Annotated in this window: 25 protein-coding genes; 23 read left to right on the top strand and 2 right to left on the bottom strand. The window is 41.4% G+C overall.

The features are described 5' to 3' along the window. The first annotated feature begins 43 nt into the window (after positions 1 to 43). The 3 genes from hisS to T391_RS08215 are packed head-to-tail and all read left to right on the top strand — an operon-like array spanning position 44 to position 2897. The gene (hisS, locus tag T391_RS0106125; RefSeq protein WP_027327592.1) at positions 44 to 1360 is read left to right on the top strand and encodes a histidine--tRNA ligase; all 1317 of its coding nucleotides are present in this window, start codon (positions 44 to 46) and stop codon (positions 1358 to 1360) included. Continuing rightward, positions 1360 to 2082 carry an NYN domain-containing protein gene (locus T391_RS0106120; protein WP_027327591.1) on the top strand — a complete coding sequence of 241 codons (723 nt, stop codon included), beginning with the start codon at positions 1360 to 1362 and terminating at the stop codon, positions 2080 to 2082. The genes hisS and T391_RS0106120 overlap by 1 nt, the downstream gene beginning before the upstream one ends. Then, positions 2079 to 2897: a penicillin-binding transpeptidase domain-containing protein gene (locus T391_RS08215; protein WP_051420648.1), complete on the top strand. Its 819-nt coding sequence runs from the start codon at positions 2079 to 2081 to the stop codon at positions 2895 to 2897. Before T391_RS0106120 ends, T391_RS08215 begins: the two co-directional genes overlap by 4 nt. Here the strand turns inward: T391_RS08215 and T391_RS0106110 are convergent. Next, positions 2894 to 4273, bottom strand: coding sequence for a phosphomannomutase/phosphoglucomutase (locus T391_RS0106110; protein ID WP_027327590.1), 1380 nt, complete (start codon positions 4271 to 4273; stop codon positions 2894 to 2896). The two genes, T391_RS08215 and T391_RS0106110, sit on opposite strands and share 4 nt — an antisense overlap. A gap of 130 nt (positions 4274 to 4403) precedes the next feature. Between T391_RS0106110 and fliF the strand changes: the two genes are divergently transcribed. From fliF to T391_RS0106010, 20 genes are all read left to right on the top strand, one after another. Further along, positions 4404 to 6134 (top strand): flagellar basal-body MS-ring/collar protein FliF, encoded by a 1731-nt coding sequence (gene fliF / locus T391_RS0106105; protein ID WP_027327589.1) that lies wholly within the window; start codon positions 4404 to 4406, stop codon positions 6132 to 6134. A 3-nt stretch (positions 6135 to 6137) separates the two neighbouring features. Continuing rightward, on the top strand, positions 6138 to 7169 hold the full coding sequence (gene fliG / locus T391_RS0106100) for a flagellar motor switch protein FliG (RefSeq protein WP_027327588.1): 1032 nt from the start codon (positions 6138 to 6140) through the stop codon (positions 7167 to 7169). After that, the gene (locus tag T391_RS0106095) at positions 7153 to 7953 is read left to right on the top strand and encodes a FliH/SctL family protein (RefSeq protein WP_034584014.1); all 801 of its coding nucleotides are present in this window, start codon (positions 7153 to 7155) and stop codon (positions 7951 to 7953) included. Before fliG ends, T391_RS0106095 begins: the two co-directional genes overlap by 17 nt. After that, a complete protein-coding gene (gene dxs / locus T391_RS0106090; protein WP_027327586.1) occupies positions 7953 to 9788 on the top strand; it encodes a 1-deoxy-D-xylulose-5-phosphate synthase in 1836 nt (611 codons plus the stop codon). Before T391_RS0106095 ends, dxs begins: the two co-directional genes overlap by 1 nt. Beyond that, positions 9785 to 10234, top strand: coding sequence for a low molecular weight protein-tyrosine-phosphatase (locus T391_RS0106085; protein ID WP_027327585.1), 450 nt, complete (start codon positions 9785 to 9787; stop codon positions 10232 to 10234). The genes dxs and T391_RS0106085 overlap by 4 nt, the downstream gene beginning before the upstream one ends. Then, positions 10212 to 10550, top strand: a complete 339-nt coding sequence (locus tag T391_RS0106080; RefSeq protein WP_027327584.1) for an arsenate reductase family protein — start codon at positions 10212 to 10214, stop codon at positions 10548 to 10550. Before T391_RS0106085 ends, T391_RS0106080 begins: the two co-directional genes overlap by 23 nt. After that, the gene (locus T391_RS08210) at positions 10534 to 11844 is read left to right on the top strand and encodes a C40 family peptidase (RefSeq protein ID WP_051420647.1); all 1311 of its coding nucleotides are present in this window, start codon (positions 10534 to 10536) and stop codon (positions 11842 to 11844) included. Before T391_RS0106080 ends, T391_RS08210 begins: the two co-directional genes overlap by 17 nt. Further along, positions 11844 to 12611 (top strand): metal ABC transporter solute-binding protein, Zn/Mn family, encoded by a 768-nt coding sequence (locus T391_RS0106070; RefSeq protein ID WP_027327583.1) that lies wholly within the window; start codon positions 11844 to 11846, stop codon positions 12609 to 12611. Before T391_RS08210 ends, T391_RS0106070 begins: the two co-directional genes overlap by 1 nt. Beyond that, a complete protein-coding gene (locus tag T391_RS0106065; RefSeq protein ID WP_027327582.1) occupies positions 12601 to 12792 on the top strand; it encodes a DUF5408 family protein in 192 nt (63 codons plus the stop codon). The genes T391_RS0106070 and T391_RS0106065 overlap by 11 nt, the downstream gene beginning before the upstream one ends. Before the next feature lie 164 nt (positions 12793 to 12956). Then, complete coding sequence (locus tag T391_RS0106060; RefSeq protein WP_027327581.1) at positions 12957 to 14108, top strand: hydrogenase small subunit; 1152 nt, start codon at positions 12957 to 12959, stop codon at positions 14106 to 14108. A gap of 2 nt (positions 14109 to 14110) precedes the next feature. Continuing rightward, positions 14111 to 15835: a nickel-dependent hydrogenase large subunit gene (locus T391_RS0106055; protein ID WP_027327580.1), complete on the top strand. Its 1725-nt coding sequence runs from the start codon at positions 14111 to 14113 to the stop codon at positions 15833 to 15835. A 10-nt stretch (positions 15836 to 15845) separates the two neighbouring features. Beyond that, a complete protein-coding gene (gene cybH, locus T391_RS0106050) occupies positions 15846 to 16475 on the top strand; it encodes a Ni/Fe-hydrogenase, b-type cytochrome subunit (RefSeq protein WP_027327579.1) in 630 nt (209 codons plus the stop codon). Continuing rightward, positions 16472 to 17044, top strand: a complete 573-nt coding sequence (locus tag T391_RS0106045) for a HyaD/HybD family hydrogenase maturation endopeptidase (RefSeq protein WP_027327578.1) — start codon at positions 16472 to 16474, stop codon at positions 17042 to 17044. The genes cybH and T391_RS0106045 overlap by 4 nt, the downstream gene beginning before the upstream one ends. Then, on the top strand, positions 17034 to 18557 hold the full coding sequence (locus T391_RS0106040; RefSeq protein WP_027327577.1) for a hypothetical protein: 1524 nt from the start codon (positions 17034 to 17036) through the stop codon (positions 18555 to 18557). The genes T391_RS0106045 and T391_RS0106040 overlap by 11 nt, the downstream gene beginning before the upstream one ends. Continuing rightward, positions 18554 to 20755 (top strand): carbamoyltransferase HypF, encoded by a 2202-nt coding sequence (gene hypF, locus T391_RS0106035; RefSeq protein ID WP_027327576.1) that lies wholly within the window; start codon positions 18554 to 18556, stop codon positions 20753 to 20755. Before T391_RS0106040 ends, hypF begins: the two co-directional genes overlap by 4 nt. Further along, complete coding sequence (hypB, locus tag T391_RS08205; RefSeq protein ID WP_233709536.1) at positions 20745 to 21410, top strand: hydrogenase nickel incorporation protein HypB; 666 nt, start codon at positions 20745 to 20747, stop codon at positions 21408 to 21410. The genes hypF and hypB overlap by 11 nt, the downstream gene beginning before the upstream one ends. Next, the gene (locus T391_RS0106025) at positions 21410 to 21658 is read left to right on the top strand and encodes a HypC/HybG/HupF family hydrogenase formation chaperone (RefSeq protein ID WP_027327575.1); all 249 of its coding nucleotides are present in this window, start codon (positions 21410 to 21412) and stop codon (positions 21656 to 21658) included. Before hypB ends, T391_RS0106025 begins: the two co-directional genes overlap by 1 nt. After that, complete coding sequence (gene hypD, locus T391_RS0106020) at positions 21651 to 22778, top strand: hydrogenase formation protein HypD (protein ID WP_034584009.1); 1128 nt, start codon at positions 21651 to 21653, stop codon at positions 22776 to 22778. Before T391_RS0106025 ends, hypD begins: the two co-directional genes overlap by 8 nt. Further along, positions 22775 to 23773 (top strand): hydrogenase expression/formation protein HypE, encoded by a 999-nt coding sequence (gene hypE / locus T391_RS0106015; RefSeq protein ID WP_027327573.1) that lies wholly within the window; start codon positions 22775 to 22777, stop codon positions 23771 to 23773. The genes hypD and hypE overlap by 4 nt, the downstream gene beginning before the upstream one ends. Next, positions 23774 to 24109 carry a hydrogenase maturation nickel metallochaperone HypA/HybF gene (locus tag T391_RS0106010; protein WP_027327572.1) on the top strand — a complete coding sequence of 112 codons (336 nt, stop codon included), beginning with the start codon at positions 23774 to 23776 and terminating at the stop codon, positions 24107 to 24109. Here the strand turns inward: T391_RS0106010 and pyrC are convergent, their stop codons facing one another. Then, a complete protein-coding gene (pyrC, locus tag T391_RS0106005) occupies positions 24110 to 25126 on the bottom strand; it encodes a dihydroorotase (protein ID WP_027327571.1) in 1017 nt (338 codons plus the stop codon). Between the last annotated feature and the right edge of the window lie 14 nt (positions 25127 to 25140).

The raw sequence follows: 25140 nt of genomic DNA, 5'->3' as shown, positions 1-25140 counted from the left end.
CTTATGTAAAATTGCGTTTTTATTTTTTATTTGGGAGATTGAAATGCTAGTTCAAGCACGCACACTTAGCGGATTTAAAGATCGTTTGCCACAAGAGGCGATCGCAAAACATGAATTACTACAAAAGATCATCACCGTTTTTGAAAGCTTTGGCTTTGTGCCTATAGAAACTCCACATCTAGAATATGCTGATGTTTTGATCAAGCAAGGGAGTGAGGAAATCCAAAAAGAGCTCTATGCCTTTAGAGATCATGGAGGGCGTGATGTGGCTTTGAGATTTGATCTGACGGTTCCATTGGCGCGCTTTGTCTCCCAGCATCGCCACTCTCTCCCTATGCCATTTAAACGCTATGCTATCGGCAATGTTTTTCGAGGTGAGAGGGCTCAAAGGGGACGCTATAGGGAATTTACTCAATGTGATTTTGACTTCATTGGAAGCAAGAGTATCGCAAGCGATAGCGAGATCATCCAAATCATCGCATCCATCATGCAAAAGCTTGAAGTTGGTGCGTTTCAGATCTCTATCAATCATCGTGGGATCCTCAATGGAATCTGTGAGTATCTAGGGATAGAGAGGGTCAATGATGCCCTAAGGATCATCGATAAGCTTGATAAGATTGGGAAGGAGGGAGTGATGGAGGAGTTGCAAAGCACTCTTGGACTTTCTACTCAAATCAATCAAACACTGCTAGAGCTTGTGGGAATAAGACAAGAGGGAGAGTTTGAAGAATTTTTTGCCTCCATTGCTCATCTCAAAACCTACAATCAGACTCTAAACCAAGCGATCACAGAGCTTGAAGAGCTTGCAAGCATTTTACAAGCCCTAGATCTACCCAAAAAGTCTTGTGTGATCAATTTCTCAATCGCTAGAGGACTTGGATACTACACAGGGATCATCTATGAAACCACTCTTTTGGAGATTCCAAGTCTTGGCAGTGTGTGCTCTGGTGGAAGATATGATCATCTCACACAAACTTTTAGCCATGAAGAACTAAGTGGGGTAGGGGCAAGTGTAGGACTAGATCGATTGCTAGCAGGACTTGAAGAGCTTGGCAAGATCCAAAAGTGTCAAACCAAAGCTAGGCTTCTATGTATCGCAATGAGCAAAGATCAAATGCCCTTTGTCCAAAAAATCGCCCAAAATCTTAGAAGTGATGGAATCTATACTGAGGTGTATCCAGACTTTCTCAAGCTTGGCAAGATTTTCTCCTATGCTGATTCCAAAAATTTCTCCTATGTCCTAATCGTGGGAGAAGATGAAGCAAGGCAAGAAAAAATGAGTCTTAAAAATATGCATACAGGAGAACAGCTCAAAATGCTCTCCTATCCAGAAGTCGCAAAGATACTAGGAGATCAGTGATGAGAGAAGAGAGGGGAAAGAGGGTCGCACTCTTTATCGATAGTGAAAATATCAGCCATCGTTTGATCTCTGAGGTGATGGAGAGACTTGAGGGATTTGGTGAGATTTGTATCAAAAAGGCTTATGGGGACTGGAGGAAATCTGATCTAAGGGGATGGGATGAATGGCTCTCTAAATACTCTATCGAGCCTGTGCATCTAGTGACAGGCAATGGCAACAAAACAAACTCAAGTGATATCAAAATCGCTATTGATGTGATGAATACGCTTTTTTCTGATCGTATGGATTGCATCGCGCTGGCAACAAGTGATAGTGATTTTGCACCACTAGCTCAAGAGATACGCACAAGAGGGATCGTAGCGATCGGATTTGGTGAGGCAAAAAGTAGAGATTCTCTAAGAAATGCTTTTAGTAGCTTTGAGGAAGTGGGCAAAGAAAAAGAAGAAGATCTCTCTTCTAATCGCTATTTGATCAACTTGCTCAAGCAAGCTATAGAAGCCACGATGAGCGAGGATGGCAAGTCGATGGTGTCGCGTGTGGGAATCTGGCTCAAAGATCACTACTACAAAAGTGCTTCTTCTTATGGGAGAGAAACTTGGGGAGAGGTTTTGAGATCTTTGGATGAGCATTTTGAAATCTCTTTTGGAGGCAGGGATAATAAGGTGATGTTCGTAGAATACGCCCCCAAAAGGCGTCATCATAGCAATAGAAGGGCAAAATGAAACAACTTTTAAAATTTTTTTATACATGCTTTTTTGTAGGCAATGTATGCTTGGCACAGCAATTGCCTAATCAGATTCAAGATAATCTCTGTGTTTCTAGAATTTTTAAATCCCTTGATCTTGAGGGAGGATTTATTTTGCAAAATCAAGAAGAGTTCTTGATTTATAACAAGCAATGGATTGAAACACGATTTATCCCAGCTTCAACTTTTAAAATTTTTCATACTTTGATTGGTTTGGATTTGGGATTAATCAATCTTGATGGTTTATTTTTTCATTATGATGGAGAAAAATTGGCTATGAAACAATGGGAAAAAGATATGGGGATTGGGGAAGCTATTGAACTATCTAATGTCCCTGCTTTCCAAAAGCTTGCCAAAAACATTGGCTATCACAATATGCAAAGAGCAATCAAAAAACTTCAATTTGGAAATCAAATCATCGGAACTCAAGATGATCTTGAGAGATTTTGGCTTCAAGGTCCATTAAAAATCTCTCCATTAGAAATCATTATTTTGCTTAAGAAACTCACTTTGAAACAATTGCCTTTTTCTCTAGAAAATCAACAAAGTGTGATTGAGCTTTTGGAAAAAAATCAAAATGGCAAAATACTTGCCTCAAAAACAGGTCTAAGTGAAAGCAGTGATGGGAGATATGGTTGGATTGTGGGCTGGCTCAAAGAAAGAAATAAAACTTATCCTTTTGCATTGCATCTTAAATATCCCCAAGGTATGGATTATGCTCTAAGAGCAAAGGTTTTGAATTTGATTTTGGATCGTTGTCTTTTTGAATCATTGCCTCTACAGAAGCCTTAGTTCTGCAGTAGGCCAAGAATACAGCTTTTGTATTCTTGGAGTTTTTCTTGTGATTTTGCCTCAAAGCGTGTCACAAGCACTGGAGTAGTATTGCTCGCCCTCACAAGCCCCCATCCTTCCTCAAAAATCACTCTTACTCCATCAATAGTGATGAGATCTAGAATCTTTGGAAACTCTTTGGGTGGGTTTTGAAGCTTTGTGATGAGATCTTGGATGATTTGAAATTTTCTCTCTTCTTGGGTGGGGATTTTTTCTTCAGGAGTGGAGCAAAGCTGTGGAAGGGAGAGAATCTCAGATTCGACTTCTTTGACACTTTTGTGCAAAAATAGCTCCAATGCCCTAAGTCCCGCATAGATCGCATCATCATAGCCAAAATAGCGATCATTAAAAAAGATATGCCCACTCATCTCAGCAGCCAATGAGGCATTGAGCTCTTTGAGCTTGACTTTGAGATTGCTATGTCCTGTTTTATACATCACAGATGAGCCAAGCTTGTCGCACTCCTCATACATCACTTGTGAGCATTTGACTTCGCCGATGATGATGGGTTTGGCTGGGGCAATCTCTCTAGCAATCTCTCTAGCAAACAAAATCGCAAGTTCATCACCCTTGTAAGAGTGGTTTGTGCTAAGCAAAGCGATACGATCCGCATCTCCATCAAAGGCAAGTCCGATGGTGATATCTTGTTCTTTCATTAGGTTTTTGAGACTAAGAAGGTTTTTCTCCTCACTTGGATCTGGGTGATGGTTGGGAAACTCTCCATCAGGGGTTTCATAGAGTGAGACAAAGTCGATATTTAGATTTTTCAAAACTGGAATGATTCCAAGCCCTGCGACACCATTCCCACAATCGATAGCGATTTTGTGGGGGAAGTTTTGGAGGGATTGAAAATGCTGAGTGAGGAAATCGATGTAGGATTGCAAAATCGCACTTTTTTGAATGGTCGGAGTTTGAGAGAGTGATAAATCCCCAAAAGAAGCAAGAGAATCTTTGAGTGCTTGGATATCTTGCCCATAAAAAGGCTTACCAAAAAGAGTGATCTTAAATCCATTGTATTCTTTAGGGTTGTGAGAGCCTGTGATCATGATTGAGTTGCGTGTGGCTAGAGCAGAATCAAAAGTCGCAAAATACGCCACAGGAGTGGGAATCATCCCAAGATCATAGATTTTGATCCCATGGATTGCTAGCCCCAAAGAAAGCCACTCAAAGAGCTGAAGTGAATGCACTCTTGCATCATATCCGATACAGATTGATTGCTCATCATGGTCTTTTAAAAGTTTGCCAATCCCATAGGCGATCTTGCTTACAATCTCTTGGTTGAGATCTTCTTGGAAAATCCCTCGGATATCGTATTCTCTAAAAATATGTTCTTTCATTGCATCTCTCCAAAATATGATGATTTGTAGGAATTTTATAAAATTTTTGAAGTGAGGATATAAAAATCCTTTTTTGGCTAAAATAGCAAGTTTCTTAACATTAAATCAACATCAAGATAAGGTTGTGACATTGGATATAGGGGCTGTATTAAAGCAGATTAGCGATATCTATAATCAGAAAATCAACAGAAAACAAAAATTTGTGATTTTGGGTGTTGTTTTGGCCATTATTGCTTTTTTGGCTTATCTGATTGTATTTTCAGCCAACCAAGGAAGTAGCGCAAAAAGTGGATATGCTGTCTTATTTGAAGGAGTGGATCCTAGTGATAGTGCTCTGATTGTCCAGCACCTCCAACAAAACAAGATCCCCTATGAGCTCTCCAAAGAAGACACGATTTTGGTCCCCAAAGCTCAAGTCTATGAGCAGCGCATCGCACTTGCTAGCAAAGGAATCCCCAAAAGCTCAAAAGTAGGGTTTGAAATCTTTGATACCAAAGATTTCGGAGCAACAGATTTTGATCAAAAGATCAAATTTCTAAGGGCTACAGAGGGAGAGTTATCGCGGACGATTGAGACTTTGATCCCTATTGAGAGCGCTAGTGTGCATATCGCACTTCCTAAAGAATCCGTTTTTGTGAGCAAAGACACTCCACCTACGGCATCTGTCGTCGTCAAGATTCGTGAAAACATGGTTTTGTCCCCCTCGCAAGTTTTGGGGATCAAAAACCTTGTCTCTGCTGCGATCTCTAAGCTCACTCCAGAAAATGTCAAGATCGTCAATGAGCATGGGGAAACATTGGGTGAAAATACTGAAGAAAACAATTCAAGAGAACTCTCCAAAATCATCGCTGTCCAAATGCGCTACAAAACAAACTATGAAAAAGCACTTGAAGATAAAGTGATCAATATCCTTGCACCCATCGTGGGAGGAGAAGATCGTGTCGTGGCAAAGGTGACTGCTGAGTTTGATTTCCGTCAAACCAAAAGCACTCAAGAAAGCTTTGATCCCAATAATGTCGTGCGCAGTGAGCAAAGCCTTGAAGAAAGGCGTGAGGGAGTAAAGCCTAGAGAAGTCGGTGGAGTGCCAGGAGTTGTGAGCAATATCGGACCAGTCCAAGGTCTCAATAACCAAGGGGGAGAAAAATATGAAAAATCCACCAATACAACAAACTATGAAGTAGGCAAAACCGTCAGTGAAATCAAGGGAGAATTTGGAATCCTCAAGCGTTTGAGTGTCGCTGTCGTCGTAGATGGGAGCTATGAAAAGGTCGAAGAAAATGGTTTTGAACGCCTCAAATATGTCCCACTCTCTCAAGAAAGTATGGACAAAATCAATGCCCTAGCAAGACAAGCTGTTGGATTTGATAAGGGAAGAGGGGATGAGATCAGTGTGAGCAATTTTGAGCTCAATAGCACAACTCAGTCATTTAAACCACGCGATAAATGGGATGATCTAGCTCAAAATATCAAAAAATACATCGATCCTTTTGCACCTCTTATCAAATACCTTGTCGTTCTACTCATTGCATATATTTTCTACAAAAAAATCATCACTCCATTTGCTCAAAAGATGCTCGCAGATAGACAGGATGATGATGAGATTTTGGAATCCATGCTTCAAGGTGAAGAAGTCAAAGAAAATGATAGCAAGCTGAGCGAGATGAGAAAACGAGTAGAAGAGCAGCTTGGAGGAGATGGACTCTTCAATGAAGAAGATATCAAATATGAAGTTTTGGTTGAGCGTATGAGGGATATGATCTCTGAAAAGCCTCAAGAAGTAGCCGCACTTTTCCAGAAACTTATCATCGATGAGCTAGGGATGGATGAGAATTCAAAACGAGATCGAGACTATGAAGGATAAATAATGGCTGTAAATCTAACTGCCCAACAAAAAGCAAGATTTGATGATCTCTCTATGTCTGAAAAGATTGCGATTCTTTTGCTTCAAATGGGTGAGGATATCACAAGTGATATTTTGCACTATCTTGATACAGAGGTAGTGACTGAGGTGACCAAGCATATCGCTTTGATGAATGGCACTGATCGTGCGATTGGAGCTGCGGTTTTGGAAGAGTTTCTTGCTATCTTGCAATCCAATCAATACATCAGCACAGGGGGCTTTGATTATGCCAAAGAGATCTTGACTAAGGCTTTGGGACATGAGGAAGCTAAGAGAATCATCGATAAGCTCAGCAAAACGATGCAGACTTCTCAAAACTTTGGCTATCTCACAAAAGTCAAACCCCAACAGCTTGCCAACTTCATCATCAATGAGCATCCTCAGACTGTGGCATTGATTTTGGCACATATGGATCCAGCGAGTGCAGCTCAAACTCTTTCGTATTTCTCTGATGATGTCAAAGCAGAGATCGCAATCAGAATGGCAAATCTTGGGGATATCTCTCCTGGTGTGGTCAAGCGTGTTTCAACCGTGCTTGAAAATCGTCTTGATGCCCTCACAAGCTACAAAATCGAAGTGGGTGGGCCAAGGACTGTGGCTGAAGTCTTTAATAAGCTAGGACAAAAAGCTGCTGTGACGACGATTGAGCATATTGAAAAAGTCGATAAAAATCTAGCAAGTATGATTAAAGAGATGATGTTTACTTTCAATGACATTCTTTCTCTTGACAATATTGCAATCAGAGAAATTTTGAAAGTTGTGGATAAAAAAGAGCTTACTTTGGCTCTCAAAACCGCGACAGATGAACTCAAAGAAAGATTCACTTCCAATATGTCTCAGCGCGCAGCAGAGCAGTTTTTGGAAGAGATGCAGTTTTTGGGTGCTGTGAAACTCAAAGATGTGGAAGCAGCTCAGAGAAAGATCGCTGAAACCGTCCAAGCTTTGGCAGATCAAGGACTAATTCAAATAGGTGATGGTGATGAATTCGTTGAATAATACTCAAGGCAATAACTTTATAACCCAAAGCGATCAAGATAAGCATGTGATCAAAAAGTATGAATTTCGCAATATGGATAAACAACTTGAAGCCCAAATCGCTCCAGCAATGGAAGAAAATGGGTTTTATACTCCATCAAATCAAGAGGATAGCACACAGGAGCGATTGGAGCTTCTCCAAGGACAGCTTGCAAAAAGCATCGAAGAAAATCAGAAAATCTTCCAAAAATTAGAATTTCTCCAAGATCTTCTCCAAAAACAAAATCAAATCGACCCCTCAATTTTTGAAGAGATCAAAACAAGCTCTTATCAACAAGGGCTTCTTGAAGGAGAAGAGAAGATTCGCAACCAGCTTAGCGCAGAACTACAAGAACAAAAAGAAAAGCTAGTCCTTGCGATCAAGCAGCTAGAAGAAGTTTCAACTAGGATGCAAGAGCAAATCGGGCAGATTCAAAATGATCTACACACTATTGCTCTTGATCTAGCCAAAGAGGTCATCATCAAGGAAGTTCAAGACCATGCCTCCCATATCGCTCTCTCTATCGCTACAGAACTCCTTAAACCACTAGAAAATAGCACTGCGATCACACTCAAAGCCAATCCCTTGGATCTTCCTTTTCTCCAAGAGAAGCTTTCCTCCACTCAAAAAATTCATTTCGAACCTGATTCAATGATCTCTAGAGGGGGCGTGATCATCTCAAGTCCAGATGGGAATCTTGATGGAAGTATCCTAACGCGTTATAAAAATCTCAAGCGTATGATTTTGGATGAAAAGGGGCTTTGATGAATTTTGAAACAGAGATCAAAGATTTTTCCAAGCTCCATAAAATTGCTAAGCATTTAAGAGAGAGGATATTGGAAGTCGTCTCTCAAAAAGGAGGACATCTAAGTCCATCACTTGGAGCCCTAGATCTCATCGTCGCGATGCATCATGTTTTTGATTGTCATCATGATCCTTTTATCTTTGATGTCGGACATCAAGCTTATGCGCACAAACTTCTCACAGGGCGTTGGGATACTTTTGAGAATCTGCGTCAATTTGGAGGACTAAGTGGATTTCCCCATCCCAAAGAATCTCCTTGTGATTTTTTTGTCGCTGGCCATAGCTCGACTTCTATCTCTCTAGCTGTTGGTGTTGCCAAAGCTTTTGCAATCTCTCAATCTCCCAATCTCCCAATCGCACTCATCGGTGATGGGGCGATGAGCTCAGGACTGGTTTATGAGGCACTCAATGAACTTGGTGAGCACAAATATCCCCTCATCATTATCCTCAATGATAATGAAATGAGTATCAGCAAGCCTATTGGTGCGATCAGTCGCTATCTTTCTCAAATGATTGCGAGTCCCTTTTGTCAAAACCTCAAAGGTGGGATGAAAAAGATCCTCCGCAAAATGCCTCAAGGTGCGACCTATATGGCACGCAAATTTGAAGAATCTTTTAAGCTTATCTCTCCTGGGATTATTTTTGAGGAATTGGGGCTTAACTATATCGGTCCGATTGATGGACACAATCTTGAAGAAATTGTTTTTACTCTTAAAAGAGCAAAAGATATGAAAGCCCCAGTCATCATCCACGCACAGACAATCAAAGGCAAGGGATATAAGAATGCTGAGGGGAAGTTGGAGAAATGGCATGGAGTAGCACCATTTGATCTCAATAGTGGAGAGAGTTTGAGTTCTTCAAGCACTCTTGCTCCAACCAAGGTCTTTGCCCAAACTCTCCTAGAGCTAGCTAAGGCAGATCCATTGATTGTAGGAATCACAGCAGCTATGCCAAGTGGGACTGGAATGAGTGCTTTGATCGATGAGATTCCTCAACGATTCTGGGATGTTGCGATTGCTGAGGCACATGGGGTGACTTCAATGGCAGCGATGGCCAAAATGGGATTTAAGCCCTTTGTCGCGATTTATTCGACTTTTTTGCAACGCGCTTATGATGGGATTGTGCATGATGTTGGCATCTTGTCTCTCCCTGTGGTGTTTGTGCTTGATCGAGCTGGGATTGTTGGAGAAGATGGAGAGACACATCAGGGCTTACTTGATGTCTCTTATATGCGCTCCATTCCCAATATGATCCTCTTTGCACCAAGGGATAATCCAACTCTTTGCAAAGCCATTCAGTTTGCATCCAAACTCTCACATGCTCCCTGTGCTTTGAGATTCCCAAGAGAGCGTTTTCTCCTTCCTGAAAATCAATATGATGCCACTGACTTTGAGCTAGGGAAACTTGAGGTCTTGCACCACTCATCTTCTAAGCAAGTCTTGCTCATAGGATATGGGAATGGTGTGGGGAGGGCGCATTTTGTCAGAGAGCATCTTCTCTCTTTTGGAATTGATGCATCATTGATAGATTTGCGTTTTGTTAAGCCTTTGGATCTAGCACTGATTCCCTTGATCCAAGAGCATCAGCATATCTTTGTCTTAAGTGATAATTATCGCTTGGGTGGAGTGGCAAGTGCGATTTCTGAAATGCTTGCAGAACATAAGAGAAGCAAACTTATCTCAAGTTTTGAGATTGCTGATACTTACATCTCACATGGACGCACTGCTCTTATAGAAGAAAGTCTTTCACTTCTGCCAGAGCAAATCGCTCAAAGTATTTTGGAAAGCATTGGATGAAAATCCTCTTTGTGTGTTTGGGAAATATTTGTCGCTCTCCACTTGCTCAAGCGATCGCTCAAAAATACAATCAAGATCATGAATTTGATTCAGCAGGGATTAGTGGCTATCATCGTGGTAGCCCTCCATGTAAGGGTAGCCAATGGGTGGCTAGAGAGCATAATATCCCCATTATGCACATCACAAGTCGTCCTGTGCGCTATCCCAAAGATGATCACTTTGATCTAATCCTAGCTCTTGATACACAAAACTATCAAGATCTTTTGGCTATGGGATTTGAAGCTCATAAGGTGCGCAAGCTTGGTGAGTTTGGGTTTGATGGGCTAGATGTGCCAGATCCCTATTATTACACAGGGATGGAGGGGTTTGAGCGGGTTTATAGTATGATTGAAACCTGTGTTTTAAATCTCATAAAGGAAATCAATGATTCAAGTTTGGGGCATTAAAAACTGCACTACTGTCAAAAAAGCACTATGTTTCTTAGATAGCCATGGGTTAGCCTATGAATTTTATGATTACAAAAAGCTCCCACCAAGCCTAGAAGTTCTTAGGCATTGGTGTGATCAAGTGGGGATTGATGCGATGTTTAATGCCAAAAGTGCGACATATAGACAGCTCAATCTAGGTGCACAAACACTCTCAATAGAAGATAAACTTGAGCTTATGAGTAAGCATCCAACGCTTATCAAAAGACCTATTTTGCAAGCTCAAGATCTACTCTTCTTTGGTTTTAGTGAGGAAAAGTATGAAACGCTTTGTTAGTCTGGCTGTTGGCTTGGTGATCTTTTGGGGATGTTCAGATGCCCCAAAGGATTTGATCAATGATCTCAAAAAACCTCAAGATGCGATGCCCTATGTGCAAAAGGCGCAAGAAGAGCAAACACCTCAGACATTGGAATCTCTCAAAGAAGCATATCTTGCCAAATTTTTCGCCCCCCTCAAAGATCTCAAAGCCAATCCAAATAAACAAGAAGTATTTTGGATGCAAGGATCTCTCAAAAAATATCCTGGATATGGTGAAAATCTTGAGCCAAACTCTACACAATACACACAAGAAATCCTTGCAAATATGCAGCTTGATCTCTATCCAAGTGTTAGTCAAAAGGCCATCATCACTAAAGATACTAATGTCAGAGCTGTCCCAACCTTTCGTCCTAGATTCTCCAAAGCAGATGGTTATCCCTTTGATCGCTGGCAAAATTCATCGATTTTCTATGGAACGCCAGTGCTTATTACACACTATGATGTAAGCAAGCGCTATGCGCATATCCAATCAGAATTTGTCTATGGGTGGGTAGAAGTATCAGATCTTGCCCTTGTGACAGAAGCTCAAGCCAAAGAATTACTTGCTATTAAGAGCTTTGTGATGCCAAACAATGACACAAAAAGCATCTATGATAAAGAAGGGAAGTATGTCACCCAAATGCGTATCGGGAAGCTTTTTATGCTTGATCAAAAAGATCATATGCTTCTTTTTCAGCGCACATCTTCTGGGCGTCTAAAAATCTCAAAAATCCAAGTCGATCTTGCTGATTTTCATCCTTTTCCACAGCCTTTTTCTCAAGCAAGTGTTGCTCAATATATCAATCTTTTGGTGGGACAAAAATATGGCTGGGGAGGGATGTATGAGAGTAGGGATTGCTCAGCTTTTTTGAGAGATATTTTTGGAAATTTTGGACTCTATCTACCACGCAACTCATATGCTCAAGCTCAATATGGCACACATCAGATCAATATCGAAAATCTCAAGCTAGCCCAAAAAGAGCAAATCATCGCCCAAAATGCAACACCCTTTGCAACACTTATCTGGCTCAAAGGTCATATTATGCTCTATATCGGTCAAGATAAAGAGGGTAATGCAATGGTCGCACATAGTGGATGGAGCGTGCAAAGCAGTGATCTCTTTGGTCAAAGAGATCATAAGCTTGGAGGCGTTGTGATCACCACTCTCAAACCTGCTCAAGAATCCAATAGCAGATTGTTTGGTAGTCCTACGCTTGGTGATCGCTCAAGAATGATCAATAATCTCTATCCTTATCTTAAGGGGCAAGACTAGTGCTTCGATTGTGTCTGGCTTTGCTTTTGTTTTGCTTGGGATATGCTGATGAATTCAAGATCAAAGTCGGTGTCAGTCTCTCTCCTTATGCTTTTTTTGTCCAAAAAATTGGTGGTCCTTTTGTCAAAATCTCTACCATCGTCCCCCCTCATCGCAATCCCAAATTTTATGAACCCAGCTATGAGCAAATCAAGCAAGCCAAAGATTTCAAACTCCTGATTCTCTCAGGAATCCCTTATGAGAAAAAATGGCTTTCTCGCTTCACTCATTCCAACCCTTCTTTGCAAATCCTTGATTTTTCATCTAAGCAATGCACAGAATCTCTATGCTATCAGTGGCTAAGCTTTGAGCAAGCCAAAATGATCGCTCAAAAAATTGCACATCAGCTTAGAGTCATCGACATCAAAAATGCTCGAAATTACAAAAAAAATCTTGATGCTTTTTTGCAAGAATTAAATGCTTTTGAATCCAAACTCAAAGAGCAGATACAAAGCTCTCCAACTCAAGTGGTTGCTATCGATTCTCAAAAAATATGGCAACAGCTCTCCAAAGAATTGGGAATCAAGTATCAAATGATCCAAGATCTAAGTTCTTCTAAGATCCCCTTCTGTTTTATCACACCCTTTGATCATTCTCAAAAGATTGCTGCCCAATACCATCTCTCTCATCAAAAACTCATCGAGCTCAATCCTTTCAGCAAGGATTGGATGATGCTAATTCAATCCTTTGTGCAAATCAGCATCTCAGGAGAAAAATATGGAAAATGAAAAGACTGCAAGATCAGCAGTCAAAATTTCTCTTATCAGTCTTTTTGTGTTTTTGATTTTTGGCTTGATTCTTATCTCAATCACTCTCACTCAGATCAATGCAACAGCAGCACTTGACAAAAAAGTCAAGGTCTTAGAAGAGAAGATTGAAAAAATGCAAAACAATCAAGCATCAAGATAAAAAGACACAACTTCACATCTTTGATCACCAAGAGAGCTGGAGCTCGTTACAGATTTACACATCAAAGCAAGAATCAAACTCCTAAGAATTCTAAAAGCTTCTTTATCTTTATTTTTTTCTTAAAATCTATGGAGTTTATCCCATACATCACAAAGGAGAAGACTATGAGTGTCAAAGAAAAAAAGCAGATTCTGCATCGCTTAGAGCAATTAGAAAAGATGCCCCCACTCAAAAGTGAAACTTCAGTTGTTGCAATGCTTGAAGAAAAAGGGATTTCTCGTCGAGATTTTATGAAATGGGCTGGGAGCATCACAGCGATGCTTGCACTCTCCCCAGCATACTCCCCACTTGTTGCTAAGGCTGCTGAACTTAGCGATCGCCTTCCGATCATTTGGCTCAATCTAGCAGAATGCACAGGGTGTAGCGAGAGTCTGACAAGGACAGAATTTCCAAGTATTGATAGCTTAATCTTTAATTATATTTCCTTGGAATATCATGAGACATTGATGGCTGCATCAGGTTGGCAAGCAGAGCTTTCACTCCATGATGCGATGAAAAGATACTCAGGGCGCTATATTTTGATGGTTGAAGGTGGGGTTCCATTTGGAAATGAAGGAAGATTCCTCACTATTGGACCTCATGCCCAAACAGGTAAGGAGCTTGCACAGCAAGCCATCGCCAAAAGTGCTGCTGTCTTTGCAATCGGAACATGTTCTAGCTTTGGTGGTGTGCAAGCTGCCTATCCCAATCCGACCAATACCCAGCCTCTAAGCAAGGTGTCCAATCGAAGTATCATCAATGTCCCAGGATGTCCTCCAAGTGAGCGCAATATCGTTGGAACCTTGATGTATTACTTGCTCTTTGGCAATTTACCAGCTCTTGATTTATTTAAGCGTCCAACTTGGGCTTATGGGAAGAGAATCCACGATCTTTGCGAGAGAAGAGGGCGCTTTGATGCAGGTGAGTTTGTCGAAAGTTTTGGCGATGAGGGAGCAAAGCAGGGATATTGTCTTTATAAAGTAGGGTGCAAAGGTCCCTATACTTTCAATAACTGCTCTGTGAGTAAATTTAATAGTGGTGTGTCTTGGCCTATTCAGGCTGGGCATGGATGTATAGGTTGTAGTGAGCCAAACTTCTGGGATACTATGGCACCTTATGAGAAGCCTCTTGCTGATCGGAGTTTTCATAGTGTTTTTGGGGGATTGGGAGCTGATGCGACAGCAGATAAGATCGGCTTAGGGATTTTGACAGCCACAGCAATTGGTATCGCAGCCCATGCAACGATTATGAAAATCAAAGATTCAAAAGGAGAGTAAAAATGGCAAATAAACGCGTAGTCATCGATCCAATCACTAGGATTGAGGGGCATTTGAGAATCGAGGTCGAGGTTGATGAAAACAATGTGATTAAAAATGCTTTTTCTTCTTCGACACTTTGGAGAGGGCTAGAGGTCATTGTCAAGGGAAGGGATCCTAGAGATGTGGGACTTTTGGTGCAAAGGATCTGTGGAGTTTGCACTTCTTCTCATTATCGAGCAGGTGTTGAAGCAGTTGAGCATGCCCTTGGTGTCACAATCCCTCTCAATGCTAGATATGTGCGTTCTATGATCGCTCAAGCTTTATTTTTGCATGATCACATCGTGCATTTTTATCTTCTTCATGGACTTGATTGGGTGGATGTGATCTCAGCACTCAAAGCTGATCCCAAAAAGGCAGAGAAAGAATCATTTAAATACTGCAAAAATCCTTATGCTACAGGGGAAGCAGAGCTTCGAGCTGTCCAAGAGAAAGTGCAAAAAATGGTCGATGGAGGACAGCTTGGAATCTTTGCCAATGGATATTGGGGAAATAAGACTTACAAGCTTACTCCTGAGCAAAACCTGATCGCACTCTCCCACTATCTCAAAGCAATTGAAGTGCAGCGAGATGCCGCTAAGCTTATGGCGATCTTGGGTGGGAAGCAACCTCATCCTCAAAGCCTTGTCGTTGGGGGTGTGACTTGTGTGCGTGATTTGCTTGATCCAAGTCGCTTGGCAGAGTGGAAAACTCGCTTTGAGCAAGTCAAGGCTTTTGTAGAAGGTGCATACTATCCAGATGTTTTGATGGCTGGGATGATGTTTGCTAGTGAGCCAAGTGTCACACAACCTGTCAGTGTCCCAAATTTTATGGCTGGAGATGGGATCGCTCTCAATGCTGATGAGAATCTTTTCAATGCAGGCTATATCCTCAATCAAGATCTATCCAAGGCATTTGAAATCGATGAAAATCTGATTATGGAAGAATGCACGCATTCTTGGTATCAAGAAGATAAGCCTTTGCATCCTTATGATGGGCAAACAGAGCCAAATTACACTGGATTTGTGCCAAAGATGACGATCAATGGTGAGGGTAAAAGTGTAGAAACACCTAGCATCAATGAAAAGGGCAAATATAGCTGGATCAAATCCCCACGCTATGATTCCAAACCCTTTGAAGTAGGCCCACTTGCATGCCTTTTGGTCGGTTATGCACAAGGCAATGAGAGAATCAAAAAAGTGGTAGATGAGTTTTTAAAACTCTCTAATCTTCCTGCATCTGCACTCTTTACAACGCTTGGGAGAACCGCAGCAAGGATGCTTCAAAGCAAGCTCATCACAGACTATGGTCTGGAGACATTTGATGCTTTGATTCAAAATCTTAAAACTGATGAGAGCACCTATACAGCGCCAGTGATTGATGAGAGCAAAGAATACAAAGGACGCTATATTGGGGAAGTGCCAAGAGGAATACTTAGTCATTGGATTAGGATCAAAAATGGAAAAGTTGAGAACTATCAATGCGTCGTTCCATCAACTTGGAATGCTGGACCTGAGGATGCCAATGGGCATAAGGGACCTTATGAAGCCAATTTGATTGGGATGAAACTCCAAGACATCACCAAGCCACTTGAAATCATTAGAAATATCCATAGCTATGATCCTTGTATCGCTTGTGCTGTGCATGTCATGGATACAAAGGGCAACAAATTGGGAGAGTATAAGATCGATCCCAAATATCTCGGCTAAGGAGGACAATATGCACCATCAAGAGCCAAGTTTATCTTTTTGGGTGACACATTGGTGTCGCTTCATCTGTATGCTTGTTTTGATTGCAAGTGGGTTTTATATCGCCTCACCTTTTATCACGCCAAGCCCAGATCTTGGCACACCGACCAATTTCTTGCAAGCTCAGCTTCGATTTTGGCATATTGTCTTTGGTATGGTTCTTTTGAGTATGACTCTGATCAAAACTTATTTATTTTTCTTCTCCAAAGATTCCAAGATTGAGAGAATGTCTTTTACCAATGTTTTAAGTCCTAAGCAATGGATTTCTCGAATCTATTTTTATCTCACTCTCAATGGAAAGCTCAAAGATCATGGACTTTATAATCCACTTCAGTTTGTGACTTATTTTGGGGTCTATGTCGCCCTATATGGGATCATCTTGACGGGATTTATTTTGGCTATTCATATTTATCATGATGGGATGCTTGGCGTGCTTTATCCTATCTTTAGGCCTCTTGAGACATTATTTGGAGGGATTGCCAATGTAAGATGGGCACATCATCTTCTCACTTGGGTCTTTTTGCTTTTTTTGCCTGTGCATATCTATATGGCTTCATTTAAGCATCTCTACAAAAAAAGCTACACTAAGGCACACTCTTGAGAATCTTAGTTTTGGGGATTGGAAATATCCTTTTTGGGGATGAGGGAGTGGGGGCACATTTTGCTCACTATATCGATGAAAAATATGACTTCAAAAGCCAGCATGAGATCAAAATCATCGATGGAGGCACGCTGGCTCATCAGCTGATTCCAATGATTGTGGATTTTGATGAGGTGGTTTTGATTGATTGTATTGAGAATGAAGAGGGGGAGTTTGGTGATGTATTTTTCTTTGATTTTGCCAATATGCCTCCTATGATCAGCTGGCAGGGAAGTGCTCATGAAGTCGAAACACTCCAAACTTTGGAGATGATGCGAACTCATGGTGATATCCCATCAATTCAAATCATCGGTGTTATTCCTAGGCGTATTGGCAGTGACCCTACTTTCACACTCTCTCAAGAGATCATTCAAGCGACAAAGACTATGGAGCAAGTCTTGTGCAAACATCTTCAGACACTTGATCCTCACTGCCAGATCACAGTCCGCAATCACATCCATATCCAAGATATTGCACAAGTTTCTTTCAAGAGATCTATGAGGCATGAAATGAGATGCGATGATTTTTGAGCTTAGATTCCACACCTCTTCAGATTTTCTTCAAAAGCTTGGATTTCTACTTCAACAAAGCCTCAAGGATGAGGGGCTTTCTCATAGGATTTTTATAGATCAAGGAGTGCTCTATCTTTGGATTGAATGCTCAACACTTCAAGCCTCATATCTAGAAAATCTCACCCATAAGCTCTCCACACTCATTCCTCAAAGTCTTTTTTTCAAAGAAGTTCACTCTCAAGTGCTTGATCATTCTTCTCTGTCAGCTCATCAGACTTTTGAAGCATTTGATACATTTGGATACTGCCCTATATGTCTGCAATGCCAAGCAGGTCAAACCTGTCCAATCTGTCACAAAAGCATCCAAGACACACCTTATATTTCAGAAATTACTGCACTACTTTTAGAGGGAAAGAGTGTCAAACTCACTACAGAGAGTGGGGAACATATCCTCTCGCTCAAGCCAAGTCAGCGAGCCTATTGTCTCAATCCAGAATCCATTCTTGAGATCTCCAATCTCACCCCTAAAGAACTTCAAGCTCTAGCAAGCTATGAAAAACCCATCCTCAAAGTCAAGCCTTCTCCAAGTTTTGCATCCACACTCAATCAAGATGATCTCTATCTCTCATTGGCGCATGATTTGCAACTTTTGGCTCTTTTTAGATCACTGCAAGATGTCCCTTTTCTCTATGGAGATTGTGAGTTTGATGCACATTTTGAGCTTGCAACACCTATCCAAACTCCTCTTGTGGCTTTGATTTTAGAAAATGATGCTCCACTTATTTTGCACAATCCTCTTCCTCATTCAAAGCTCAAAATGCTCTTTGAGCAATACTCAAAACCTGATAAAGCATTTTTGGCAACGATTCTGGAAGAAAATAATCTGAGAGAGAAAAATATTCTTAATTTTTATTTTTCACTTGAGGGAGGGGACAAAATCTGTCTTTATAATTCTCAAACACAATGGTTTAATGAGGTGATGGATTTTGAACTTCCTTCATCTTTATTTGAGCTCTTTGAGCTGATCGCACAAGATGGTGAAAGCGGACCAAAGCTTATCGCTAATTTTCAAAAGACTTTCCCTGATCTCTGCAAGCAAGATGTTTGCTTTGATGGATTGCCTCGAGGGATTATGGGGGTTTGGGAGATTGTTAGAATCACTCTAGGTCTCCCCCAAAATCCTCTCTATCTTGCTAGCCATCATCTTACTCAACGAGGCGTAGCGATTGATTATATCCTTACTCAAGATTCTCTGATCACTCACAAATTTGGACTGATCAAATGCATCCGAAGCGGGATGAGTTTCAAGCTTGCTGGTGTAGAAGATGGGGTGATCGCCCTAGGTTATATTGAGAGTTTTTCTTCCTTGCCTTCTAATCTCTATCTTAGTATCAAGAAATTGATAGAAGTTGATGGGATCAGTTTAAGTGGGGATTTATTCTCTTCTAAAATGCTTGGGGATTTCTTCTACAAAAATAACCATCAAGCTCCCATATATCGCAATATCTCTTTTCCTCTTCTCTATCCATGATTCAAACACTTCATATCTTAATCCAAGGGCAGATTCAGGGCATTGGTTTTCGCCCATTAGTGAGCAATCTTGCTCACTCTCTCAACCTCACAGGCTCAATTCAAAACATCGGACATGGTGTTCAAATCATCCTTCAAGGAGACAAAAAGGATCTTTTCATCTCTTCTTTGAAACAAAATCTTCCTCCACTAGCCCTTATCTATGACATTCAAACTTCCATCCATTCATCCCACCCTCTCTCATCTTTTGAGATTTTGCCTAGTCTCCCCTCCGATCATATCTCCATCCCACCCATTCCTGATCTTTCTATCTGTCAGGATTGCACTCAAGAGATTCTCTCAAAGAATCAAAGGCGCTATTTTTATCCATTGATCAATTGCACAAATTGTGGTCCAAGATTTAGTGTCATCAAGGCATTTCCCTATGATCGAGAGCGCACAAGTATGCAAGCGTTTTTGATGTGTCCAGAATGTCTTGATCAATACCAAGACCCCACTCATCGCTTCTTCCATGCTCAACCCATCTCTTGCCCACACTGTAGTCCTAAACTTTTCTGGAAGAGTCAAGAGCGAGGGGATTATGTCTTACTCTTTGAAGAAATCGCACAAGAGATTAAGCGTGGGGAGATTGTTTGTATCCAAGGGATAGGAGGATTTCATCTGCTCTGTGATGCGACCAATCCTCAAAGTATCCAAGCTATCCGTAAATTTAAAGATCGCCCACACAAACCCCTAGCGCTGATGTGCAAAGATATCCATCATGCCAAGCAATATGCACAAATCTCACAAAAAGAGGCAGAGATCCTCCAATCCAAAGAAGCTCCAATCGTCCTTCTTCAAGCCAAAGATGAGATTTGGGGGATTGCAAGAGATCGCTATGGAATCATGCTTGCCTATACCCCCATCCATAAGCTTCTCTTTGAGTTTTTGGATGTCCCACTTGTCGCAACTTCTGCCAATTTTAAGCAAGAACCTATCATTTGTCACCCACAAGAAGCACGCAAGCTTACTTCATCTCTCCTTTGCCATCAAAGAGAGATTATCTCCCCTATAGAAGATAGTATTGTCCAAGTTTTAAGCACTCAAGATGTAGTAGTGCTAAGACATGGGAGAGGATATGCTCCACTAAGTTTTTCTCTCAAATCAAAGATCTCTAAGCCTCTACTAGCTATGGGAGCCAATCAAAAAGCTAGCTTTGCTTTTGCTTTTGAGAATTTGGTTGTTTTCGCACCTTATGTCGGTGATCTCAATCATCTCTCTATCATTGAGAGATATAAAGAGAGCATTAAGAAGATGCAAGAGCTTTATCATCTTCAGTTTGATGAAGTGATCTGTGATCTTCATCCCCACTATGAAAGCACCAAGCTTGCCTTTGAGTTTTCTCCTCATCCGATTCAGATCCAGCATCATTATGCGCACACTCTTAGTGTTTGTTTTGAGCATCAGATCGCTCATGAGGTGTTGAGCTTTTGTTTTGATGGCACAGGATATGGGATAGATGGAGCGATTTGGGGAGGAGAAGTAATGCTAGCCAACCCTCATTCATTTGAGAGAATCTTGCATTTTGCTTATTTTCCTTTATTGGGTGGAGAGATTGCGATCAAAGACATTGGAAGAAACTTTTTTGCCCTCTTGGGAGACAAAATCCCTTATGAACAAAAACTCTCTTTCTTTATCCAAAGAGGCAAAAGCCCTCAAGAAGTCAAAACCCTTGAGCTAATGAGAAGCAAGAGGCTCAATTCTCCAGATACTTCAAGCGTTGGGCGAATCTTTGATGCGATTGCTTGGGTATGTGGGCTTGAGTTTCAAAGCTATGAGGGAGAGAGTGGAGAGCTTATCCAAAGTCTTTATGATGAAAAGATCTTGGAATCTTATGCTTTTGAGATCTCACAGGGTGAGATTATTTTGGATATTGAGGCTATTTTTGATGATGCTCTCTCTCGCCCTCCCTCTCTCATCGCCTCCAAATTCCTCAATACACTCATCTCCATCATCACCTCAATTGCTAGCACATATCCTCAAGATGTTGTGCTCTGTGGGGGTGTGTTTTGCAATAGAATTCTAAGCTCAAAGGTTTTGGAGAGCTTAAGAAAGCAAAACAAAAAATGCCTCATAGGCAATAAAATACCGCCCAATGATAATGGGATTGCCATTGGGCAGCTCTACTATCTATTACAAAGGAGTCATTATGCAAGATAATCCTCACCTCAAAAAAAACATTCAAGTAGTTGAAAAGATTCTGAGCAAAAACGATCAGGAAGCTATGAGGGTGCGAGAGTTTTTTGATGCGCATCAAATCTTGGGGCTTAACTTTATGAGCTCCCCTGGGAGTGGCAAAACGACCATTTTAGAGCAGCTTGCTATCCAAAAACCCTTTTCTTTTAATGTCATTGAGGGGGATTTGGAGACTGAAAATGATGCTAACAAATTGCGCCAAAAGGGTATTGAGGCAGTGCAGATTCAAACAGGGAGCGCGTGCCATTTGGATGCATTTATGATCTCAGAAGCATTGACAAAACTCTCATTTGAGGGAATTGATGTGTGTGTGATAGAAAACATTGGGAATCTAGTCTGTCCAGCAAGCTATGATGTGGGCACACACTACAATATCGTCCTGCTCTCTGTGACAGAGGGAGATGATAAGGTCGAAAAATATCCCGTGATGTTTAGAAATGCTGATTTGATTTTGGTGAGCAAAAGTGATCTGATCGCTCATTTTGATTTTGATCCCAAGCTTGTGCTAGAGAGAGCCAAAAAACTCAATCCAAATGTCGAGATGATCACAATCTCAAGTAAAAGTCAAGAAGGGATCCAAGAGCTTATCACTTGGATCAATACAAGGAGGAAAAAATAATGTGTTTATCTATCCCATCACAAATCATCTCAATCAACCACCAAGACAATACATGTATCGTAGATACAATGGGCACTCAAAGAGAGGCAAGCCTTGATATCCTCAAAGAGGAAGTGGAGATTGGAGATTATGTGCTTATTCATATCGGTTATGTGATGAATAAGATCTCCAAAGAACACGCTCAAGAATCGCTTGAGCTCTACCATCAAATGGTCAAAGCCATCCAAGAAGAAGATAACCATGCTTAAGCTCAAAGACCTCTATCAAGGCTTCAGGGATCACAAAAGTATCTTGGCTTGGAGTCAAAAAATCAAGCAAGATTCTAAAACTCTTGATAAAAAGATTCGTGTGATGGAAGTGTGTGGGGGGCATACACATAGCATTATGAAATATGGGATCAATCAGCTCTTAGATGATGTGTTTGAGTTTATCCATGGACCAGGATGTCCAGTCTGCATCATGCCCAAATCCAGAATCAATCATGCCATCATCCTAGCCCAGCAAGAAAATACAATCATTGCAACTTTGGGGGATATGATTAGGATCCCAAGCTCTATGGGATCTCTCTCTGATGCGCGATCTAGGGGAGCTGATGTGAGATTTATCTACTCACCCCTTGATCTTTTAAAGATTGCAAAAGATCATCCAAATAAAACAGTGATTTATTTTGCGATTGGGTTTGAGACGACAACGCCTATGAGTGCAGCACTTCTAGAGCGTATCCAAAGAGAGCAGATCAAAAATATTCTTTTTCATATCAATCATGTCCTTGTCCCACCACCTATGGAAGCCATTCTTCAAAACAAAGAAGTCCAAATCGATGCATTCATTGCTCCCTCGCATGTCTCAGTGATCACAGGAAGTAAGATCTATGAGCCCTTTACTTCTCAATACCATATCCCTACAGTGGTCTCTGGATTTGAGCCTGTTGATATTTTGGAGGCTTTGTGGATGATCCTCAATCAAGTCAAACGCCAAGAAGCAAAACTTGAAAATCAATATAAGCGTGCTGTGACTTTTGAGGGCAATACACTTGCTCAAGAAAAAATCAAACATTACTTCACGGTGCGTGAAAGCTTCACATGGAGAGGGATTGGGGAGATTCCACATTCTGCACTTCGTCTCAAAGATGAGTTTGCCCAATATGATGCTGAGCATCACTTCAATTTGCCTATAGAAACCATTAGTGAGCCAAAGGGTTGTATATGCCCACAAATCATCGGCGGGATTGCTAAGCCTAGTGCTTGCAAACTCTTTGGCAAGGCTTGCACTCCAAGCTCTCCCATTGGAAGCTGTATGGTGAGCAGTGAGGGGGTCTGTAATGCATATTTTAGATATGGCAATCTAATTTCGAAGGATGTGAAGTGAAACATATAACCTTGGCTTGTGGGAATGGAGCGAGTGAAAACAATGCGCTCATCCAAAATGTATTTTTTAAGGCTTTTCAAAATGAAATCTTGGCTCAAAACAATGATTCAGCACTTCTTCCACCTCTAGGCAAGATGGCCTTTAGCACAGATTCTTATACGATTTCGCCTCTATTTTTTGCAGGGGGTGATATCGGAAAACTTAGTGTTTGTGGGACTTGTAATGATTTGGCGATGATGGGAGCTAGGCCTAGATTTTTGAGTGCATCATTTATCATTGAAGAAGGATTTGAAGTAGAAAAACTAGAGCAAATTGCATCTTCGATGAGAGAAGAATGTGCCAAAAATGGAGTATTGATCGTGACAGGGGATACTAAGGTCGTGGGCAAAGGAAGCGCTGATGGAATCTATATCAATACAGCAGGGATTGGAGAGATCATCTATGAGGGATTATCTCCACAGCGCATCACTCAAGGTGATCTAATCATCGTCTCAAACTCTATTGGTAAGCATGGTGCAAGTATTTTTGCCCAACGAGAGGGGATTGATCTAGTGAGCGATCTAGCAAGTGATTGCGCATCACTTTTCCCACTTTTGCAATCTCTCTTTGATACCAATCTTGAGATCCATGCTTTGCGTGATGCTACTCGTGGGGGGCTTGCGGCAGTTTTGAATGAATGGGCGATGGCCTCTAGGCAATGTATCCAAGTCCAGCAAGAGCAGATTCCTATCTCTGATGGTGTTCAGGGGATTTGTGAATTTTTGGGATTTGAGGCTTATGCTTTGGCCAATGAGGGGACATTTGTGATGGCTCTTCCATCCACGCAAGCTAGCACTGCCCTAGATCTTTTGCGCTCACATCCTCTTGGCAAAGAGGCTCAAATCATCGGTGAAGTCAATGCACAATACCCCTCCAAAGTCGTGCTGCAGAGTGCGTATGGAACGAAGCGCTTTTTGGATATGCCAAGTGGTGAGCTTTTGCCAAGGATTTGCTAAGTGCATGAATATTCCATCGTCCAATCTTTTATGCAGATGTGTGAGGACTATGTCAAACAAAATGAATGCACAAAGGTGCTCTCTGCCAAGATCAAAGCGGGGGTTTTTAGTGGGATTGAGCTCTCACTTTTTGAGCGTGCTCTTGAGGGGTTTAAAGAGGGCAGTGTGCTTGAGGATGCTAAGATCTCTTATGTGATTCAACCTCTTAAAATCCTCTGTCGTGACTGTCATACCACGCAAGAAGTGCAAACCCCTATATGTCCCTCTTGCCATAGCCAAAACACAGAGGTCTTGGATGGAGAGGAGTTTGTTTTGCTGAGTCTAGAGATGGAGTGATCAGATCATGCTCCAAGAGATTTCTTTGCCCGCATTGAGTGGGATGATCTGATCATTGGAGAGGGAAATGGCTTGGGGGAGTTTTTGAGAAATCTTTTGTATTTTTACCTCTCTTACTTTTTCAAATGTCAATCCATAATTTCTCACCGCATTATCACTTACAAATGCCTGCAGATTCTCCAAGGCTTGATGCTTCTCAAAAAGCTCACAAAGCTGCTCTAGGAGTAGGGGGGCTGAGAAGATTCCAGCGCTTGCGGGATTTGAGAGTTTTTTGCTTGCTAAGTGAGGAGCGCTATCAGAACCAAAGCTGACTTTGGGATGTGCGCTCAAAGCAAGCTCAAGGAGAGCATCACGATCTTTTGGAGATTTTAAGATGGGCTTACAGAATAAGTGGGGATTGAGTCCTCCTCCAAGCAAATCATCAAGGCAGAGAGTGATGTGATGCAGGGTGAGGGTGGCAAATACATTGTCATATCGATTCAAAAGCTCAATACTGCGATGATCACTAAGATGCTCGATGATGATTTTAAGCTTGGGAAAAGTCTGAGCGATCTGAGCAATAATGGGCAAAAACTCAAATTCACGATCAAGGCTATACCCACCACTTTCTGCATGGATGGAGAGAATCATCTCTAATTTTTCAGCCTCACTCAATACCTCCAAAGTTTGAGGTGCGAGGATCTCACTCATCCCATCTTGGCTATTGGTCGTCGCTCCTTTGGGGTAGAGCTTGAGGATCTTAAATCCCAAGGATTTGATCTGATGCAGTTCTTGAATGCTGAGTTTTGGAGTGAGATAGATGGTGATCAGTGGGGTAAAATCTGCACAAAGTGCTTTGAGAGTATTGTAATACTCCAAGGCCAAATGTGCATTGCTAATGGGTGTAGAGAGGTTGGGCATCACCACACCCCCTACAAATCCTTGATAAGTATAAGGAAAAACACTCTCTAGCACTTCCCCCTCTCTCAAATGCAGATGCATATCAAGAGGATTTTTTAATATTAGTGATTGGCTCATTTCATCTCCCATGG

Origin of the sequence: Helicobacter pametensis ATCC 51478, from assembly GCF_000518225.1 — a bacterium.
Classification (GTDB): Bacteria; Campylobacterota; Campylobacteria; order Campylobacterales; family Helicobacteraceae; genus Helicobacter_G; species Helicobacter_G pametensis.
This window is presented reverse-complemented; position numbering and strand designations above follow the sequence as displayed.